Genomic DNA, 18,623 nt, shown 5'->3' on the forward strand with positions numbered 1-18,623 from the left:
TCGCGGGCATCATCGCACCGTGACACCGAGGAGTGTGGCCAGCTGATTCGCAATCGGATTGAGGTCGAGTGCGCCGGGGTCCACCTTGGGCTTGTCGTCCCAGGGCTGCGGAACGGCGGGATCCATGTAGGGCGCACTGCCGGCACCTCTGACGCCCGTCACGGATCCTCGCGGTGCTGTGCACCCGACCGACAGATCGATCGGGAAGTCCCGGGTCGTCTCGTCGAAGTCGGGATCGGCAGCGCGTTCTCGCTCGAGGGTTCTCTGGGTGGCTTCGTATCCCACGGTGCACGGCGGGGGGTTGTTCGTCTCCACGACGAGGCCGAAGTGGGTGGTTCCGTCACCGGGGCTCTGAGCTCGGGCCCCCATGGCCGTCCGGGGGAGAACCTGCAGCAGCGGTCGAAGGGCCCATGCCCGTGGGCTGACCGCGGCGGTCACCGAGGCGACGTCGCTCGCGATCGATGTGATGCTCGCTCCTGCACTGGTGATCAGTGCACCGGTTTCATAGGATGCGTCGATTCCGCTGTCGACTAGTCGACGTAGGTCGCCGTCGCTCGCGCGGAGCTGCGCGGTGATGTCGTCGAGCCCCGAGCTGAAATCGATTATTGCGGAGGATTGTTCGGATTGCGTGTCGAGCACGACGCGCGCATCCCGTACGAGATCCAACGTCTCGGGGAGGGCGTCGAGCTGCGCCGCACTGAGCGAGTCGAGTGATGTGACGAGTGTCGCGAGATCACCTCCCATACCGTCGAACCCGTCGCCCAGTTCGGTTACGACGGTTCGCAGTTCATCGACCGGAATGCTGCGCGCGAGGCCGTCGACGTTGGACAGCACGCTCTCCACTGGAGTCGGGATGGTCGTCATCGATCGTTCGATGATCGAGCCGTCCTCCAGATAAGGGCCCTCGTCGGTATCGGGCCGCAGGTCCACGTACTGCTCACCGATGGCGGAGCGTGCGGCTACCACCGCGGAGGTCGACGCGGAAATCGGTTCGGACGAGTCGTCGATCAACAATTCGACGTCGACGCCCGCGTCGACAAGTGTCAGCGATCCGACGCGACCGACGGGAATGCCGCGCGACGTCACCTCGGCGTTGGTGAAGATGCCGCCGGAGTCGCTGAGCTGCACTGTGACCGAATACTGGCCGATCCCCAGGAGGGACTCCATGCGGACATATGATCCGCCGGCCACGGCGAGAGCGGTCGCGGCTACTGCGAGGGCGGCGAGTCTGACGTAGGTGCTTCGTTCGACGGCGGTCATGCAGCGGTCGCGCGGTCAGCCGCAGGAGGGCAGTCCGTCACCGTGTGGGGATGTGCAGTGCCGTGTAACGCTGTCATAGCGCATGTATATCAATGTTATGCCGTTCTCGCAACGCATCCCGAGCGTCGACGGCGCGGGTAGGCCACCCGGACAGCGAGTTCGCCCGAGGCGTGGCTGCGCTCCCCGTTTCGAGGCCGACGGGGGAGATGCTCTGACGACGACATCGTGCGGTTGCCGTCCGACGTCTCGAGTGGTGGAGAGCGACATGCCGTTCGCCGGATCGACCAGAAGCGGTTCGTCACTGGACTCGAGTGGCGTGGGTTCCGGTCCGTCGGGGCCGGCCAGGGGAAGGTGCCGCGGGGCGCCGACCGTCGGTACGAACTGCCGCTCCGCCCCGGTCGCCGCGTCGAGCAGCCTCAGACCGTCGGGTTCGCGCACTGCGGCGACAGCGATGCCGGACGCTCTGAGTCCGCCCTATGACGTCACCCGTGAGGGTCGTCGCCGTCGCGTAAGCCCACCTACACGGCTCGGTTGTCGGGTGTCCCGACTCCGGGGACAGATACTGGCCACAATCCACATCGACGTCGTCCGTCTCGGATGGATACTTGTCCCGTGACCGACATCGATGCCTCTGGTTTGCCCCGCTACAGCAGGACGGGCCGGGGGGCTCCCATGCTCCTGATTCACGGGATCGGGCATCGACATCAGATGTGGGATCCGGTGGTTCCGATACTGGCCGAACACTTCGATACCGTCTCGATCGACCTGCCGGGCTTCGGAGAGAGCGATCCCCTCGGCGACGGTGACGCACCCACGCCGGCACGGCTGGCGGATCGGGTGGAGCTGGTGATGGACGAGCTGGGGTGGAGCAGTGCGCACCTCGTCGGTAATTCTCTCGGTGGATGGCTCTCGCTGGAGCTGGCGCGCCGTGGTCGGGCGACGTCGGTGTGTGCACTCATGCCCGCCGGTCTGTGGCGGTCGACGGGTGGCACAGCGCGTGTGCGGCGGCAAGTGCTGTTCTCGTTGTGGACGAACGGTTCTCGACTTCCGGGTGCGGGGTTCCTCCTGCGTCGCTCGCTGCTGCGGACCATCGGCTTGTTCGGTTTGTTCGGCCGTCCGTGGCGCATTCCGCCCGCCGTGGCGGCAGACGATGCACGGAATCTCGCCACCTGCGACTTCGATCGCACGATGGCGGCACTCGAAGGCACCCGATTCGGCGGCGGCGCAAACGTCGATGTCCCGATCACGGTGGTCTTCGGGGGCAGAGACCCGCTGATCCGGGTAGCGGAGACCGACCTGGGTGAGCTGCCGTCGCTCGTTGCCGTCTTCGCGCACAAGCACTTGGGTCACGTTCCGACATGGGACGATCCGGAGCTCGTCGCGGATCTGATCACGGGCTCGACGACGACTTCCTGAGCACGCATGATCGCCCCGCGACGACTGTCGCGGGTGCGGAGCACGCACTCCGCACCCGCGACAGTCGATCGAAAGAATCAGTCGGTGACGGCCACGAACTCGTTCGGGGTGATGTCGAGTGTGCTGCTGACGGTGACGTCACCGGTGGTCAGGTCGACGGCGTGAATGCCGTCGGTGTCCGGTTCGGTGACGTAGGCGGTGTCGCCGGTGATGGAGATGCCGGGGTGCGCATCCTGGTATTCGGTGGGGCCTTCCCACTCACCGATGACGGGGTAGGAGGCGGTGAACTCGCGCGTCGTCGGGTCGAAGACGTGAACCGCGCCGTCGGTGCCGATGATGTATGCCTTGTCGTCGGGACCACGGGACACCCCGCGCCAGGTGTACTCGGCACCCTCTGGCATCTGGACCACCTCGAGTGTCTTGGTGGCGGTGTCGATGACGGTGACCGCGTGCAGCAGTGAGCCTTCCGCGTCGGCGTCGTCCTTGTAGTCGCCGACGATCAGGGGGCTGGTCTCGCTGACGTACGCGTTTCCCACGCGCCCGTAGGGTTGATCCGGCGCGTCGAGCTTGGTGATCTCACCCTTGTCGTAGACCAGAGCGCCGTTCTCGCAGCCGAAGACGACGACCTCGTTCTGTGCCGTTCCCTCACCGTGCACGCCGGGGCACTGGTCGTTGCGGGCGATGACGGCGCCGGAGGTGTCACGCACCTCGATACCGGTGCGTCCGTTGGCGTTTCCGACGGTGGTGAGGAACGTGCCGTCCTCGAGGACGATCGATACTCCGTGGTGCGCCTCGACGCCGGGGATGCTCTCCACCTCGGGGAGCCCGTCGGTCGATTCAAGTGCGGCCGTGTCGAAAATGGTTGTATCACTGGTCCCGTCGGCGTACAGAACGGTCTTGCCGCCGTGGCGGACGACGTGACCGGCCTTCTCCGCCTCGAACACAGTGTCGGTGAGCACGGGTTCGTCCGTGGTGCCGGCGGCGGTGTCGAGTACCTGGAAGCCCTTGCTCGTGGTCACCATGACGTTGCGACCGTCTCCGGCGAGGTTGAGGCGCGTGTAGTCCTCCGAGTCGAAGTCTGCGACGGTCTCGAGGGTGGCCGCGTCCAGCACCCGTAGGCCGCCTTCGTAGGAGACCGCGACACGGGGCCCGGCCTCTCGCGCTACCGACGTGGTCGTAGAGGTGGAGTCGGCGGCAGTGGTAGTTCCGGAGGAGCAGGCCGCGAGGGTAGCGACTGCTCCCAGAGCGAGCACCGTGGTGCCTGCTCGCCGGACGTGACTGATGCGCATGTGATGTCCTTTTCTGTGGGGGATCGGAACTGATCAGGTGGAGAGGCCGGTGGCGATGCGTTCGGTGTTGACGCGCATCATCGTGAGGTAGTCGGGAGCGCCGCCGTCGGCGCCGGAGAGGGACTCCGTGAACAGCGGGACGACGTCGACACGGATGTCGGCTTCGCTGGCGAGTGCCTGGACGAGGCGGTCCGGTGACGACGACTCGGCGAAGATGGTGCGGACTCCGGTGGTGTTCACGGCATCGACGAGGTCGGACAGGTCCGACGCCGACGGTGCGGCGAGGGTGGTGCCGCCGGGAATGACAGCGCCGACGACCTCGAAGTCGAAACGATCGGCGAGGTAACCGAATACGTGATGATTGGTGACGAGCGCACGCCGTTCGTCCGGGATCGCGGCGAAAGCGGCGGACATCTCCGCGTCCAGAGTGTCCAACTTCGTGCGATAGACGCCGGTGCGCTCGGCGATGGCGGCGGGATCCACCCCGTCGAGTCCGGCGAGCACAGGCTCGAGGGCATCGACGACGGCGATCATGCGTGCAGGATCGGTCCAGAAGTGCGAGTCGGGGCTGCCGGCAGCGTCCCCCTCGCGGTAGTCGAGGACGTCGATGGAATCGCCGGCGACGAACATCGGGACGTTTTCCGCGGCTGCCGCGTCGAGATGCTGCTGCAGGCCCTCCTCCAGGCCGAGTCCGTTCGAGACGACGAGGTCCGCCGAGCGCAGTCGAGCGCCCTCCTGTGCGGAGATCTCGAAAGAGTGCGGGTCGGCGTCGGGTTTCATCAGGGTCACGACGTCCACCTCGTCGCCGACGAGTTCTTCGACGACATCGCCCAGGATGTTCGTCGAGACCATCACGGACGGACGGTCGTCTCCTGCCGCCGAACACGCTGTCACAGAGAGGAATACTCCGATCGTCGCCACCGCCGCGGCGAGGGATGATCCTGTTCGATGTCGTCTCACGCTCAGCGTCCCGTCTCGGCGGTGAAGGCCGGTTCGGTCGCCGTCTCGAATGTGCGTGAGATGCGGGCATCGTCGGCATAGTCGATCTCGTACACACGACGTTCGTCGGGCGCGCTGAGATAAGCGCGCTGCTGATCGGCGACCAGGGTCGGTGCCTTCCCTGAGGCCAGGGATGCGGCTACGAGCGGACCCGTCTCGGCGACCACGGAACCGTCGCTTCCGTCCAACACGAGGACGCGACCGTCGGTCGCGAGAGCCAGGACGTTCTCGTCGCTGTCGTCGACCGCCGACACGTGCACCAACGGTGTGGGGGTGGGCAGGAGCGTCCACGACTTCTCGCGGGTGTCGAGCAACCAGATGCCCTGGTCACCGGCAAGGCCTGCGACAGTAGGACGACCCTCGCGGTTGTCGAATGCTGTTGCGGGAGGGGCGGTCGCGTCGGCGGGGTACGGAATCCTCTCCACCGTGAGCTCATCTCCGGTGGCTGACGCGAGCAGTGCGCCGTCGGAGCAACCGACAACGGCGCCGACCCGCGTGGTGATCGTGCCGGCGGCATCGGGGCACGGCTCGACGAGGCCGGTGCGCTGACCGTCGGCGGTATAGCCGACGACCGTCCGTGACTCACCGACGCCCTCGGTGACGAGTGCGAACGTTCCGACGGGCACGACCATGCCGACGCCGGGTGGGTTCTGCAGGCGGAACGACTCGGCGATCTCGCCCCGGGACAGTGCCTCGGTGTCGAGAAGCACGGCGTCGCCGGAGTCGGGGAAGTACAGCCCGGTTCCTCCCGAGGTCGACAGGTTCGACGTGGCGACGGCCGGCTCACCGTCACCCTCGACGGTGCCGAGGAGTCGGGGTTCGGCGCGGTAGTAGTGGAAGTGGTCCACGTGGTCCCAGGTCCAGACGCCGCTGTCCACGATCTCGATGCCGGCGTTCGTCGTGGCGAACAGATAGCGGCCGTCGGTAGTCATCGCCTCGGGTGCCCCGATGGTGCCGAGATCGGACACCGAGTCGTCCAGAAGATCGACGTGTGAGACGGCCCCGGTGGGGTCGATGGTGGTGAGCCCCAGGCGAGGCTCGGCGAGTTCCGCCGCGTCGGCGACGGCCCCGTGGCCTTCACCGGACGCCTCCTCGACGGGAAGCGGCGCCGCCTGCTCGGTGGAGCACGCGATCGGGCCGACGACGAGGACGCCGAGTGCGAGGGCTGCGGTCATGATTCGTTGTCGCACAGTGTCCTTACGGGTAAGAGGTGGGTGATCGAGCAGTTGTCAGGCGGGAAGAGCCGCCACCGCGCCGCGGCGTCCGAGCGATGTGACGGCAGATCTCGAGGCCACCGACAGGCCTGATATCGCGATCGCGGTGGCGGCGACGGAGGCGCCGGCGGCCGTGGCTGCGTGCCACGACACCAGAAGCCCCCCGAACACCGACAGCACCCCCAGAAGTGCGGCCAACGCCATCCGGGTCGGGATGCGGGTGGTCCACTGCCCGGCTGCGACGGCAGGAGCGAGCAGCAGTCCGACGACCAGAAGCGAACCGACGGCCTGATACGAGGCGACGACCGCCAACGTCACCAGAGCGACGAGGCCGGCCTGGGCCGAGCGGGGACCGAGACCCAGAACGGCGGCGATCCGCGGGTCCAACGCGAGCGCCACCAACGGCCGATGGAAGGCGACTGCGACCGCGAGACCGATTACCGCCGCGGCCGCCAGGAGAACGAGGTCGACGGCGGTGATGGCGAGAATGTCGCCGAACAGGATCGACGTGGCGTCGGTCGCGAAGCTTCCCGAGTGGGAGATGATGATGACCCCCAGCGCGAGCATCGAGACGAACAGCATGCCGATGCTCGTGTCGTAGGACAACTTTCCCCGCCGCTGAAGTGCGGTGATTCCGAGACTCATCGCCACCGCGCTCACCGCTCCGCCCACCAGTACCGGTGCTCCCAGAACCGTGGCCAGAGCAACGCCGGGCAGCATCCCGTGCGCGAGCGCCTCGCCCAGGAATGCCATGCCGCGGATGACGACCCAGGTCCCGACGACTCCGCACAGCACCGCCACCAGTGCGCCGCCGAACATGGCCCGCTGTACGAAGCCGAGCGTGAAGGGCTCGAACAGGGTGCTGATGGCCTCGGCTGTCACCCACGGGATGTTAATGACAGTGATAACGGTTTTCAAAATCGTTTAGGCTGGGCTCGTGTCTACCTCTCGATCCGAACAGTCACCCGCCGCTCGTCTTCGTGGGGTGCGCGTCGAATACTCGGGACACGTCGCCGTGCGCGACGTCGACCTGGACGTGTCACCCGGTGCGATCATGGCGATCGCCGGTCCCAACGGTGCCGGCAAGTCCACTCTGCTCGAGGTGATCGCCGGCACCACCCCGCTGACGTCGGGTAATCGTGTTGCGACACAGCGGATTGCGTTCGTACCGCAACGCGCAGCGGTGTCCGACCGGTTGCCTCTCACCGTGCGCGATGTCGTGACCGTAGGCGCGTGGGGTCGAACCGGTCGGTGGCGCAGACTCGACTCCGGCTCTCGCGCGTCGGTGAACGACGCCCTCGACCGTCTCGGCATCGCCGAACTGGCCGCGGTGCCTTTCTCGACACTGTCCGGTGGGCAGCGTCAACGCGCGCTTCTCGCCCAGGGTCTCGCGGGCCAGGCAGACCTGCTCCTGCTCGACGAACCCACCACAGGTCTGGACACTGCGAGCGGGGAAAGGATTCGGGCCGTGATGAGAACGGAATCCCAGCGCGGCGCGGCCGTTGTCTGCGTGTCTCACGACCCGTCGGTACTGGGCACCGCTGATCGGGTCGTGACACTCGAGGACGGTCGCATCGTTTCCTGACAGCACCAGGGGCAGAACGCAGAATACGGGTCGCGAGTGCGGATACGGTGCGCTCGCCGCTGCTTGACGGGCGCACCGCTCCGGGCGCAGCGGGGCGCCTGAGGTGGGCATTGACATCCATGAGGGGTCCCGAAACGGATCGAGCGGAAGCGGTTGCCATCGTCCAGTACTGAACGAGTCGTTCACAGTGCTAGCTGCCCACGGGCGGTAGTCGTCCCGTGTCCGACTCGGACTCCATCACCCGCACGGGCCTCCGGGGGGGGGCATTCGCTGTCGGATCTCTCGTGCGGAACCGACTGGGCGAGTGTGTGCGCCGATGTGGTGGATGCACACGGCGTCGCGATCGTCGCCACATCGGCCTCGCACCTAGATTCGCGCCGGGTTGATCGCAGTCGCAGTCGCTGTCGCCGTCCGGTGCGGGTAGTCCGCCTCGCGGTGCTGGAAGGCGAGAATCGCAGGGTTGCTGATCCTGCCGTTCCGTATCTCTATGGACCGGGCGATGGTGGGGGAGGAGTCCCATGAGGACGGGCCGTCCATCACGGTGCGTAGGTAGGGCAGCAGGGCTTCGCTGATCTCCCAGGTCGCGGAGTCCCACAGGTAGGACGGGCTGTGATCGACAGCGTAATACCGGACGTTGTCGCCGACGAGGAATGTCGGAGCGTCGAACGACGTCGGCCGTGCCCACTCGAATCCCATTCCCTCGTCGCAGGAGACGTCCACGATGAGCGTTCCGGGCGCCACGGCCTGCAAGTCGTCGGTGGAGAGGAACGTCAACGGTGACGCGGTGTCCTGAAGGACGCAGTTGACGATGATGTCGTGGTCGGCGAGGAACCCGGGCAGCGGCACTCGGCCGGTGTCGGTGAGGGCTCGGTTCTCGTGCGGATCGTGCTCGTCGACATCGAAATTGACGATGCGCGCGGAGTGGATGGGCGAGCTCACCGCCGATGCGCCTCTCTGGGTAAGGACGTCGACGTCGTGGATGCCGTGGGCGTTCAGCGCGGTCACTGCGCCGCGGGCGGTGCTGCCGAATCCGATGACGGCCGCGCGGAGTCGGCGACCGTAATCACCGGTCGACCCGGCCAGTTGAAGCGCGTGCAGGACGGAGCAGTAGCCGGCGAGTTCGTTGTTCTTGTGGAAGACGTGCAGTTTGAACGAACCGCTGCTGGACCAGTGGTTCATGGCCTCGAACGCGATCAGGGTGAGCCGACGGTCGATGGCATTCTGCGTGAGTTTCTCGTCCTGAACACAGTGCGGCCACCCCCACAGTGTCTGCCCGACGCGCATTCCCGCGAGGTCCGAGACCTGCGGTTTGGGGAGGAGGAGGACGTCGCAGTCGGAGATGAGGTCGTTTCTCGATCGCAACCCTGCGACCAGACGCGACAGATCGTCGTCCGTCACACCGTACGGCGCTCCGTATCCCTTCTCCAGGTAGATGCGCGACCGGAGATCGGCGTCGATGCGCTCGAGGTGTCGGGGATGGATCGGGAGGCGACGTTCGCTCGGTTTACTGGAGAGTGATGCGACGCCGAGGGTGAGCTGGTGCACGAGTGCCCTTCCGGTTGCAGTGCAACCGATTGTCGGAGAACGAGATCGGACGTCAGGTGAATGCCGGTTCCTGCGGGTGGGGTGTCGTGGAAGACCATCTCGCGCGGACGGTGGTCCCGGTCGCCGAACGGTCGACCGTCGAGACGGTGCTCAGCGCCGAGATGAGCGGCAGGCCGTTGCCGCGAAGACCGTTGTGTACGGGGTTCTTCCACCGTCCGCGATCGATCACGGTGACGTCGAGGGAACCGACGTCGACCGTGTATGTGACGCCGATCTGCATCGTGCCGACACCGTCCGAGTCGAGGTACGCGTGATCGACGACGTTGGCCATCGCCTCGTACACCGCCAGCACGATGTCTGCTCTGCGCGTGCTGTCGAACGGCAGGATGTAGAGCCACGCGGCCAGAGCCCTCCGCACGGCGCCGATGCACAGGGCGTCCGCGGGTACTTCGGACATGACGAAGTGCGGGTGCCGGGTGACCGGAAGGCCGGGGACGCCGCTGCGGTCTGTGGCGGGGTCGCGTGTCGTCTCCAGTACGCCCAACGCACGGCCGTTCAGGACGACACCGCGGCCAGCGCCGTGTCGAGGTCGGCGTGCAGGGAGAGCATCTCGTCCAATCCGACGAGCATCAGCGGACGCGTCGTGGCCGGGCCGTTCGAGACGACCGCGAGCGCGCCGATCCGACGGTGCGTGTCGATCAGAGCCGTCATCCCGGTGGACGACAGGAAGGCGACCTCCGTCAGGTCGACGATGACAGCGGAGGGCACCGTCTGCGACAGCGCTCGGTCGAGCTCTGCCGTCAGCATCGGCGTGGTGTTGAGGTCCAGGTCGCCCCGGACCGAGACGATCAACACCGAACCATCGAGGGCAGTGGTGACCTCGACGGAACGGGTGTCGTGGTTCCGGTTCATTGCGCTACCGCCACAACCGAGCTGACCGTGCGCTCCGCGAGCACCGACACACGTACGTTCTCCCGCTGAGACTGTTCGACCAGGGCGGCAAAAGCCGCGTCCGCGGTGATGCCGCGCACCGCCATGACGATGCCCTTCGCCTGTTCGATGCAGGCGCGGGTCTCCATCGCACGACGCAGGTTGCCTGATTCTTCCCGGGCCTCCGCGGTGTGCCGCGATTCCCACACAGCGACCTCCACGGCGGTCACGAGGACCTTCACCAGGACCTCGTCGATGTCGCTGAAGCCGTGATCGCCGACGCTGTAGATGTTCAACGACCCTGCATGCTCCGAATCCACATCCAAGGGTGCGGACAGGAAGCTGCGTACGCCGGCGTCGGTGGCCGCCGCCGCGAAGAGCGGCCACCGCGAAGCTGCTTCTTCGACGCGATCCCGCACGATGCGCCCGGTCCGGGCGGCCTCGAGGCAGGGGCCCTCGTTCACGCGGTACTGATCGGCTTCGATGTCGCTGACCCTCGAATCGGATCTCGCCGCGGTTTCCGGGTTGGCCGCATCGTGATGCAGGAGTGTCACCCCGGCCATGTCCGCGCCGGGGAGTGCGGCCACCGCTTGGTCGCACAGTCCCTGAAGAAGGGCCTGAAACCGACTGTGTGACAGCAGGATTTCACGAAATACGTCCAACGCGTCGAAAGTGTCCGCAGCGAAGTAGCGCATCGCGATCGGGGTGGGAGTCGCACGAGTAGGGCGGGACGACAACGCCCCCGCGATCTCGTCGTCGAAGGCGGTCGCAGCCGCCAGCGTGGCCGCCGTGCTGCGATCATCCGGGGGCAGGCCGGACGAGATCGAATCCGTCATGCGGAGTCCTCTGTGGTGCAGTCATGACACCTGTCGACGTGCGCGGAGGACGCTGCGCGGTGATGACTTCACCGGATGAGGCCAACCGTACGCTGCGGGTCAACCCCCTGACCTCGCGCACGGACTAGTTCCGCCGGGATCGGCTTCCGATCAACGACGTGATGGATGCCGCCAGAGCGGCAACGAAGACATCGCGTGTCGCGGCAGCGACCCGGTCCAGCGACAAGTAGGGGTTCAAGTCCTCGAGCTCGACGAGAAGTAGGTCGCCGGTGCTGGTGCGACACGCGTCGACGCGCTGGATCCCATGGTCGATGTCGTTCCAGTCGATGAAAGTTCGAGCGAACGTCAGATCGGCGTGCGTCGGTTCGTAGTGTTCCAACGCCCACCGTCGGCTGGGATCCGGTGCGTAGAGCGCGTACTCGAATGTGTGACCGATGAAGTAGAAGGACACCTCGTACTCGAACATGATCCGGGGTTGCACGAAACTGTCGTCGTCGTCCAAGTCCGCGAGCTCGGCATCACGGACGAAGCGCAAACCGACCGAGTCTGCGCCGAACTTCGGTTTGACGACATATTCGACCGACTCGGGCAGGCGTGCTACATCCGCGGGACGATCGACGGTGGGAATCACCGGGTACCCGTCGGCGAACAAGTCCACCAGGTATTGCTTGCCGGCCATGTCGGCCTTGCCGCTCAACTCGGACAGCACCGGGACCTTCCGGGCCTCGGCAAGCGCCCTGAACGCATCGTGTTCCTGTCGGTAATGGATTGCGGGGCCGGAATTTCGAACGAGGACGGCATCGAACGAGTCCATCAAGTGCGACGCGTCCAAGGGATGACACAGTCCTATGTCGAAATGCTCTCGCAAACGTGTCGAGAGGTAGATGTCCTCGTCGCAATAGCGGCGCCCACGAGCCTCGTAGGCCAGGTCGGTGACGTAGAGAACCCGCTTGCGGGCAGGTGGGGCGGAGACGCTGGACAGAGCCTGGACATTCACTCGATCAGTGTCGCAAACCGTCAGTACACCGGCCTGAACCCGGCGATCAACGTGACTACGTTCCCGTCAGGATCGGTGATCGATGCGAGTCGGACTCCGTTGGTGGCATCCGTCGTGTCGCCGACGAGTAGTCCGCGGCCTGTGACCTCCGTGATCTGAGCGTCGATGTCGTCGACCGCAAGATTCGTCTGTGTGTGGCCGGCCCGGTCGGCGTCGCGGAACACCTGGATCCATGCACCCGGAACGACCTGCCATTCGATCAGACCCGGCATCGGGTTGTTGTCGGGCTCACGTCCCAGCAGGCGTGTGTACCAATCGCGTGCGACATCGATGTCGCGCACGGGTACGACGGTCAGCACGTGGTCGATCATGGGATTGTCCTCTCGTCGGGTGTCGTGGGTATAGACCGGCGAGAGGTCGCGATCTCATCGGTGTTCCGGACGTTGTCCGCGTCGATTCGACCCCGCTCGATACGTGCTGATCAGTGGGCGTAGGTCGGCTGTGCCGACGATTCGAGATCGTCCGGCCTGCATCGCGTGGCCGTGCGACACTTCGAGAGTCGGAGAACAGTCAGTCGAAAGGGTTCCGCCGTTGCGTCAGCTGCCTGAATTCCGAAGTGCGATTCGCGGTCCCTGGCTGACGTCGGTGTTCGGTGCCGTCCTTCTGGTGGCACTGCCGGTGATCACTGTGACCGGGCTGCTGTCCTACATCGCGTACGGGCCGCAGTTCGGGCAGGCCCGCCCGGGCGACGTGGGGTGGCTGAGATTGCCCCAGTTCGACTGGCCGACCGATCCGTCATGGATCTACCGGTTGAACCAGGGCCTGCACGTCACGCTCGGCATCGTCATCATTCCGTTGGTGCTCGCGAAGCTGTGGTCGGTGATGCCGAAGCTGGTGCAGTGGCCGCCGGTCCGATCCCCGGCGCAGGCGCTCGAGCGGCTCAGCCTGTTGATGCTGGTCGGTGGTGTGCTGTTCGAGATCGTCACCGGTGTGCTCAACATCCAGTACGACTACGTCTTCGGCTTCGACTTCTACACGGCCCACTACTTCGGGGCATGGGTGTTCATTGCCGGATTCCTCGCGCACGTGGCCGTCAAGGTTCCGGTCATGTGGAGGACGTTGCGACAGACGTCGCTGTCCGAGGTGCTCCGGGAGCGCAATCGAGCGGCCGGGGTGGAACCGGAGCACGAGCAGAAGGCGCCGGACGGCATCTCTCGGCGCGGGGCCCTTGCACTCGTGGCCGGCGGGAGCGGACTGCTGGCGGCACTCACTATCGGACAGACCATCGACGGGCCATTGCGATCGACCGCTCTGCTGGTGCCCCGCGGCCGCTCCTACGGCGACGGGCCGAACGACTTCCAGATCAATCGCACGGCGGTCGCAGCGGGAATCGATCCGGCGTCCACCGGGGATTCGTGGCGTGTGGAGTTGTCGGGAACGACGAGCGTGGTTCTCGACCGAGCAGCACTCGAGGCGATGGATCAGCACACCGCGGTATTGCCGATCGCGTGCGTCGAGGGGTGGTCGACGACGCAGGAGTGGACCGGGGTGCGCCTGCGGGACCTCGCCGGCCTCGCCGGCGTGTCCGACGGCACCGCCACAGTGGCCTCGCTGGAACAGGGAGGTGCGTTCGCGCAGGCGACGCTGGCGCAGAACCAGGTGTGGCATCCGGATTCGCTTCTCGCGTTGACCGTCAACGGTGAGGCGCTGTCGCTCGACCACGGCTATCCCGCTCGGGTGATCGTTCCGGGCCTTCCCGGTGTCCACAACACCAAGTGGGTGTCGCGTATCGACTTCGCCGGCGGGGCCGATCGATGAGGCGGCTGTACGGGGCGGGCGCCGCTCATGCGGCCGTCATGGTCGTGTCCTTCATCCTCGCGGGTGCCGCCGTCCTGACTCTCGGGGTGGACGCACTGTGGAACCCGGACAGGTGGTGGCAGTCGATCGCCGTGTGGTTCATCGGTGCGGCGATTTTGCACGACCTCGTTCTGTACCCGCTGTACTCGCTGGCGGATCGGGCGACGCGCCCGACTCGCAACTGGACGGTTCGACAGGTCCCGGTGCGGCAGCACATTCGGGTGCCGGCCCTCGGCGCCGCCCTGACGCTGCTGGTGTTCTTCCCGGGCATCCTGAACACCGACGACACTGCCATCGTGGCGGCCACTGGCCTGAACCGTGACCCGTATCTCGAGCGGTGGCTGTGGGTCGTGGCGGCCATGGTCGCGATCAGCGTCGCGGTGTTCCTGGTGCGGGTGCTCGCGGCGGTGAGGCGGCCGTCACCTGCGATGCCACGCGTCCACGACCGGACGGATACACAGGGCGCGTAGATGTAGCGCGAAAATGGCTGTGCTACAACGTTCTACGTCCGATCGGGTGAGGTTCCACCATCGCTGCCACGCAGGTGGCCGCGGGAACGATTGCGGTCGAACACCATCCATGGGCCGTGTCGCGGCGAATGTGGAGTAACCATTACCGACGACAAGGAGCTGATATGTTCACCATCCGTAAATCCGTGGCCGCTACTGCGATCGGCGTGATGTCCCTGATTCCGCTGGCCGCCTGCTCGTCCGGTGACGACGGCGGATCGGCAGCGACGACGTCCAGTTCGTCCTCCGCCGCCGCATCGACGTCCACTCAGCCCGAACCTGCCGCGCAGGTCGACGCTCTGACCGGCGTGGACACCGCCGTTGCGCTCGATACCGGCTTCACGGACGCTCTGACCACGCTCGGGTTGACCCCGGGAACCGTGGGCACGGCGACCCTGGCGGACGGATCACTTCGATTCCCGATCACCGGCGGCAACGTCAAGTACTGGACGCCGGGCACGGTCGATCCGTACGTGCAGGGCTCCATCGACCACGAAGGCAGCGGATTGTCGCTGACCGCCGGCGGCACCACGGTGGAGCTGACCAACTTCGTCATCGATCCGGGCACCTCACTGCTCATGGGTGATGTGACCGTCAACGGAGAGAGCGCCGCCACCGACGCCGTGCTGTTCGATCTCGACGGCCGCACCCTCGAGCCGCTGGCCACCGGCCCGAACAACACCGCGATTCTGCAGGGCACGACCGTGCATATCTCCGAGACCGCCGCCGGCCTGCTGAACGAGACGTTCAAGACCGACGCCGTCACCCCGGGACTGCTCGTGGGAGTCGCCACGATCACTGTCAACACGCAGTAACGAGGCATAGCCTCCTACCCGGCCCACATCGACACCGATGTGGGCCGGATCGTGTCGACGAGTCGGGCGATGGCCCCTGAACGTGGAAAACGACTCAACGCGACGTTTGTCGCCGACGTCCACCGGGAATGGACAAGCATCCACATCGAGGAAGTGCCGGACCAGTCGGGGTCTGTAGAAGGGACAAGCGTGACAGCGACTTCGGCGGGCGAGGCCCCTGACAATTTCGATGTTCTGTTCGACACTGCCTCCACCGGTACCGCGTGGTGGGTGCGGCACCGGGACGGCCGACGGAACCTGTTGCCGGTCGGGCGTTGGCTCGGCGGCGAGCACGCAGACGCCGATGACCGCGCAGTGGACGAGACGTTGCTCGCCCTTTGCCGGGGACGCACGATCGATCTCGCGTGTGGGCCGGGCCGGTTGGTCGAGGAACTGCGGCGACGGGGAGTGTCGGCGATGGGTGTGGACACGTCCCCGGCAGCTGTCGCGCTGGTCCGTGAACGTGGTGCCAAAGCCGAGCTGGCCGACATCTTCGACATCGTTCCACACGAAGGGCATTGGGACACAGTGCTTCTCGTCGACGGGAACATCGGCATCGGTGGTGATCCCGGCCGTGTCATCGGTCGTGCTCACGACATCGCGTGCGAGAGCGGATCGGTCCACGTCGAAGTGGCAACGCCCGGAACGGGATTCGTCGCCGAATGTCTGCGTATCGAGAGCGACGAGACTGCGGGGCCCTGGTACGACTGGGCGCGAATCGATGCGGACACGCTGGCGCCACTCGCCGCGGCACGAGGGCTGGTACCGGTCGGTGTGACCGCGATCGCCGGTCGGTACTTCGCTCACTTCGTCAAACCCCCGTACGGTTCAGCCCCCGAGACTTCCGAGTGAGCGGCCCGACTGCGATCGATCGGCGGCGCGGGTGGGTTCCTCGAGTTCCGGAACTGATCGGCGCACTCCTCGCGGCTGCACTGGTCGTCGCGGCAGTGTTCGTGGCGCGGCGGGAGAACGCCGTCGTCACCCCGCTGATCGGCGGCTTGGGTTTCAAGTTCGACGATTTCGCGTCGCTCGCGCCCCTGTTCGGGCGGTGGGGCGCTCACGTGGGACCGGGGACTCCGGTCGCGGTGATCGTCGGCGTCCTGGTGGTGATCCTCGGCCCGTCCGTGGCGGCACGCATCTCGTGGCGTCCGCTGCTCCTCGTCACCTGGGCGACGGCCCTTGTCTGGACCGTCGGTCTGGCTGCGGTCGACGGCTGGCAGAAAGGGTTCGTCGACAAGTTGACGTCCCGCGACGAGTATCTGTCCGAAGTGGGCGGTATCGACGACATCGGTGCCACGCTGCGCGGCTTCTCCGACCGGATCGTCGACGGCCAGGCGGAGTCCTGGACCACGCACGTCTCCGGGCATCCCCCCGGCGCGATCCTGACGTTCGTGTGGTTGGACCGCATCGGACTCGGGGGAGGCGCGGCCGCCGCATGGTTGTGTGTGATCGTCGGGTCATCGGCCGCCGTTGCCACCGCTGTGGCCGTCGCAGCGCTCGTCGGCCGCGACACCGCCCGACGGTTGATCCCGTTCGCCGTGATCGCGCCGAGCGCGATCTGGATCGGTGTCTCCGCGGACGGATTCTTCACGGGCGTGTCCGCCTGGGGCATCGCCCTTCTGGCCGTCGCAGCAGCCGGTCGACGACTGCTCCACGACGCCGTTGCCGTCGCGGCCGGTCTCCTGCTCGGGTTCTCGGTCTACCTGAACTACGGCCTTGCCCTGATGGGACTGCCTGCTCTCGCGGTGCTCATCGCATCCCGCCGTGTGCGGCCACTGCTACCGGCGATCGGCGGCGCCCTCGTCGTCGCCGGACTCTTCACCGCGTCGGGCTTCTGGTGGTTCGACGGGTATGTGGCGGTCCAGGAACGATATTGGCAGGGCATCGCGTCCGCGCGCCCGTTCGAGTACTGGAGCTGGGGCAACATCGCCGCTCTGGTCTGCGCCGTGGGACTCGCGGTGCCCGCCGCCCTGTCCCGCGTGGTGTCACTGCCACGTGTGCGACGTGCCGAGCCGGTGACGCTACTCGTGGTGGCAGCTCTGCTGGCCGTGACTTTCGCGGACCTGAGCAGGCTGAGCAAGGCGGAGACGGAGCGGATCTGGCTGCCGTTCCAGGTGTGGATGACGGTCGCCACTGTCGCGATCGGGGACCGCTCGGTGCGCTTCTGGCTGGCAGCGCAGGCCGTGCTGGCATTGGCGATCAACCATCTGACGTACACGAACTGGTGAGCGACCCGCCCCCCTCGATCGACACGACAAGGAGAAGACGATGCACGTGTTACTCACCGGCGCGGCCGGTTTCATCGGTGAACACATTTACGAAGCACTGTTGGCGGCCGACCACGACGTAACGGCTGTCGACGCGTTCCTGCCTTCGGCACACGGCTCGACGCCGCGGCACGCGCCGAACGTCACGACTGTCGACGTCCGTGACCCCCGCGCTCTGGACGATGTCATGGCGGGGGTCGACGTGGTGTGTCACCAGGCCGCCGTCGTCGGAGCCGGCGTCAGCACCGCGGATGCGCCCGCTTACGCCAGCCACAACGACCTCGGTACTGCCGAAGTACTTGCCGCGATGGCCCGAGCCGAGTGCCGGAAGCTGGTTCTCGCGTCATCGATGGTCGTCTACGGCGAAGGTCGCTACCGCTGCCCCGTGCACGGTGTCGTCCGTCCGCGCCCACGGAACCCGTCGGATCTGCGGAACGGGGTGTTCGATGCGAAGTGCCCGGAGGGTGACGAGCCGGTGACGTGGGAGACGGTGGACGAGGACGCTCCGCTCGAGCCCCGAAGTCTCTATGCAGCAAGCAAACTCGCGCAGGAGAACTATGCACTCGCCTGGTCGCTGGCGACGGGCGGATCGGTCACGGCGCTGCGCTACCACAACGTCTACGGTGACCGAATGCCGCGTGACACACCGTATTCCGGTGTCGCCGCGATGTTCCGCTCATCGCTCGAGGGCGGTGAATCACCGACTGTGTACGAGGACGGTGGGCAGATGCGGGACTTCGTCGACGTCCGCGATGTCGCCGCCGCCAACCTTGCCGCCGTCGAGCACGACGGAGCGGGGTTCGTGGCCTGCAACGTCTGTTCGGGACACCCGATCTCGATCGGTGACGTAGCGCGCATTCTGTGTCGTGCACACGGGGGCGGCATCGAGCCGAAGGTGACGGGTCAGTTCCGTCCCGGCGACGTGCGGCACATCGTTGCCGGTGCCGCTCGGGCCGAGAAAATTCTCGGATTCCGAGCTGCAGTCGGTCCGGACGAGGGACTGACGCGGTTCGCGTCGGCACCGCTACGGGCGGCATCCGACGGCTCGGCCCCGGTGGTGTGACG

General features: G+C 66.4%; 19 protein-coding genes. 8 read left to right on the top strand and 11 right to left on the bottom strand.

Going from position 1 to position 18,623, the window contains the following annotated elements; genetic code table 11:
- Positions 1 to 9 precede the first annotated feature (9 nt).
- Positions 10 to 1,260: an MCE family protein gene (locus AC0IX4_RS04485; RefSeq protein WP_471828178.1), complete on the bottom strand. Its 1,251-nt coding sequence runs from the start codon at positions 1,258 to 1,260 to the stop codon at positions 10 to 12.
- A 612-nt stretch (positions 1,261 to 1,872) separates the two neighbouring features.
- Here AC0IX4_RS04485 and AC0IX4_RS04490 point away from each other — a divergent pair.
- Positions 1,873 to 2,676: an alpha/beta fold hydrolase gene (locus AC0IX4_RS04490; protein ID WP_471828179.1), complete on the top strand. Its 804-nt coding sequence runs from the start codon at positions 1,873 to 1,875 to the stop codon at positions 2,674 to 2,676.
- A 77-nt stretch (positions 2,677 to 2,753) separates the two neighbouring features.
- Here the strand turns inward: AC0IX4_RS04490 and aztD are convergent, their stop codons facing one another.
- The 4 genes from aztD to aztB all read right to left on the bottom strand — a co-directional run bounded on the left by aztD (position 2,754) and on the right by aztB (position 7,060).
- Entirely contained in the window at positions 2,754 to 3,965 is a 1,212-nt protein-coding gene (gene aztD, locus AC0IX4_RS04495) for a zinc metallochaperone AztD (RefSeq protein ID WP_471828180.1), read from the bottom strand.
- A gap of 33 nt (positions 3,966 to 3,998) precedes the next feature.
- Complete coding sequence (aztC, locus tag AC0IX4_RS04500; RefSeq protein WP_471828347.1) at positions 3,999 to 4,817, bottom strand: zinc ABC transporter substrate-binding protein AztC; 819 nt, start codon at positions 4,815 to 4,817, stop codon at positions 3,999 to 4,001.
- Positions 4,818 to 4,927: 110 nt separating this feature from the next.
- On the bottom strand, positions 4,928 to 6,139 hold the full coding sequence (locus tag AC0IX4_RS04505; RefSeq protein ID WP_471828181.1) for an ABC transporter: 1,212 nt from the start codon (positions 6,137 to 6,139) through the stop codon (positions 4,928 to 4,930).
- A 54-nt stretch (positions 6,140 to 6,193) separates the two neighbouring features.
- Positions 6,194 to 7,060 (bottom strand): zinc ABC transporter permease AztB, encoded by an 867-nt coding sequence (gene aztB / locus AC0IX4_RS04510; RefSeq protein WP_471828182.1) that lies wholly within the window; start codon positions 7,058 to 7,060, stop codon positions 6,194 to 6,196.
- Positions 7,061 to 7,115: 55 nt separating this feature from the next.
- Here aztB and aztA point away from each other — a divergent pair, with 55 nt between their 5' ends.
- Entirely contained in the window at positions 7,116 to 7,763 is a 648-nt protein-coding gene (aztA, locus tag AC0IX4_RS04515; RefSeq protein WP_471828183.1) for a zinc ABC transporter ATP-binding protein AztA, read from the top strand.
- A 366-nt stretch (positions 7,764 to 8,129) separates the two neighbouring features.
- Here the strand turns inward: aztA and AC0IX4_RS04520 are convergent, their stop codons facing one another.
- From AC0IX4_RS04520 to AC0IX4_RS04545, 6 genes are all read right to left on the bottom strand, one after another.
- A complete protein-coding gene (locus tag AC0IX4_RS04520) occupies positions 8,130 to 9,308 on the bottom strand; it encodes a N(5)-(carboxyethyl)ornithine synthase (RefSeq protein ID WP_471828184.1) in 1,179 nt (392 codons plus the stop codon).
- 52 nt (positions 9,309 to 9,360) lie between these two features.
- Positions 9,361 to 9,765: an ATP-binding protein gene (locus AC0IX4_RS04525; RefSeq protein ID WP_042574530.1), complete on the bottom strand. Its 405-nt coding sequence runs from the start codon at positions 9,763 to 9,765 to the stop codon at positions 9,361 to 9,363.
- A gap of 98 nt (positions 9,766 to 9,863) precedes the next feature.
- Complete coding sequence (locus AC0IX4_RS04530) at positions 9,864 to 10,220, bottom strand: STAS domain-containing protein (protein ID WP_471828185.1); 357 nt, start codon at positions 10,218 to 10,220, stop codon at positions 9,864 to 9,866.
- On the bottom strand, positions 10,217 to 11,074 hold the full coding sequence (locus AC0IX4_RS04535; RefSeq protein WP_471828186.1) for an ANTAR domain-containing protein: 858 nt from the start codon (positions 11,072 to 11,074) through the stop codon (positions 10,217 to 10,219). The genes AC0IX4_RS04530 and AC0IX4_RS04535 overlap by 4 nt, the downstream gene beginning before the upstream one ends.
- Before the next feature lie 124 nt (positions 11,075 to 11,198).
- On the bottom strand, positions 11,199 to 12,071 hold the full coding sequence (locus AC0IX4_RS04540; RefSeq protein ID WP_471828187.1) for an ATP-grasp domain-containing protein: 873 nt from the start codon (positions 12,069 to 12,071) through the stop codon (positions 11,199 to 11,201).
- A 20-nt stretch (positions 12,072 to 12,091) separates the two neighbouring features.
- Entirely contained in the window at positions 12,092 to 12,442 is a 351-nt protein-coding gene (locus AC0IX4_RS04545; RefSeq protein WP_471828188.1) for a VOC family protein, read from the bottom strand.
- Between the two features lie 220 nt (positions 12,443 to 12,662).
- On the opposite strand from AC0IX4_RS04545, the gene AC0IX4_RS04550 reads away from it, so the two are divergent.
- The 6 genes from AC0IX4_RS04550 to AC0IX4_RS04575 all read left to right on the top strand — a co-directional run bounded on the left by AC0IX4_RS04550 (position 12,663) and on the right by AC0IX4_RS04575 (position 18,621).
- Complete coding sequence (locus tag AC0IX4_RS04550) at positions 12,663 to 13,889, top strand: molybdopterin-dependent oxidoreductase (protein WP_042574380.1); 1,227 nt, start codon at positions 12,663 to 12,665, stop codon at positions 13,887 to 13,889.
- On the top strand, positions 13,886 to 14,398 hold the full coding sequence (locus tag AC0IX4_RS04555) for a hypothetical protein (RefSeq protein ID WP_042574381.1): 513 nt from the start codon (positions 13,886 to 13,888) through the stop codon (positions 14,396 to 14,398). The genes AC0IX4_RS04550 and AC0IX4_RS04555 overlap by 4 nt, the downstream gene beginning before the upstream one ends.
- A gap of 164 nt (positions 14,399 to 14,562) precedes the next feature.
- Positions 14,563 to 15,252: a hypothetical protein gene (locus AC0IX4_RS04560; RefSeq protein WP_471828189.1), complete on the top strand. Its 690-nt coding sequence runs from the start codon at positions 14,563 to 14,565 to the stop codon at positions 15,250 to 15,252.
- Between the two features lie 189 nt (positions 15,253 to 15,441).
- Entirely contained in the window at positions 15,442 to 16,143 is a 702-nt protein-coding gene (locus tag AC0IX4_RS04565) for a methyltransferase domain-containing protein (RefSeq protein ID WP_471828190.1), read from the top strand.
- Positions 16,140 to 17,519 (top strand): hypothetical protein, encoded by a 1,380-nt coding sequence (locus tag AC0IX4_RS04570; protein WP_471828191.1) that lies wholly within the window; start codon positions 16,140 to 16,142, stop codon positions 17,517 to 17,519. The genes AC0IX4_RS04565 and AC0IX4_RS04570 overlap by 4 nt, the downstream gene beginning before the upstream one ends.
- 40 nt (positions 17,520 to 17,559) lie before the next feature.
- Positions 17,560 to 18,621, top strand: a complete 1,062-nt coding sequence (locus tag AC0IX4_RS04575) for an NAD-dependent epimerase/dehydratase family protein (protein WP_471828192.1) — start codon at positions 17,560 to 17,562, stop codon at positions 18,619 to 18,621.
- The last annotated feature ends 2 nt before the right edge of the window (positions 18,622 to 18,623 follow it).

The organism is Rhodococcus sp. AC861 (assembly GCF_979256035.1).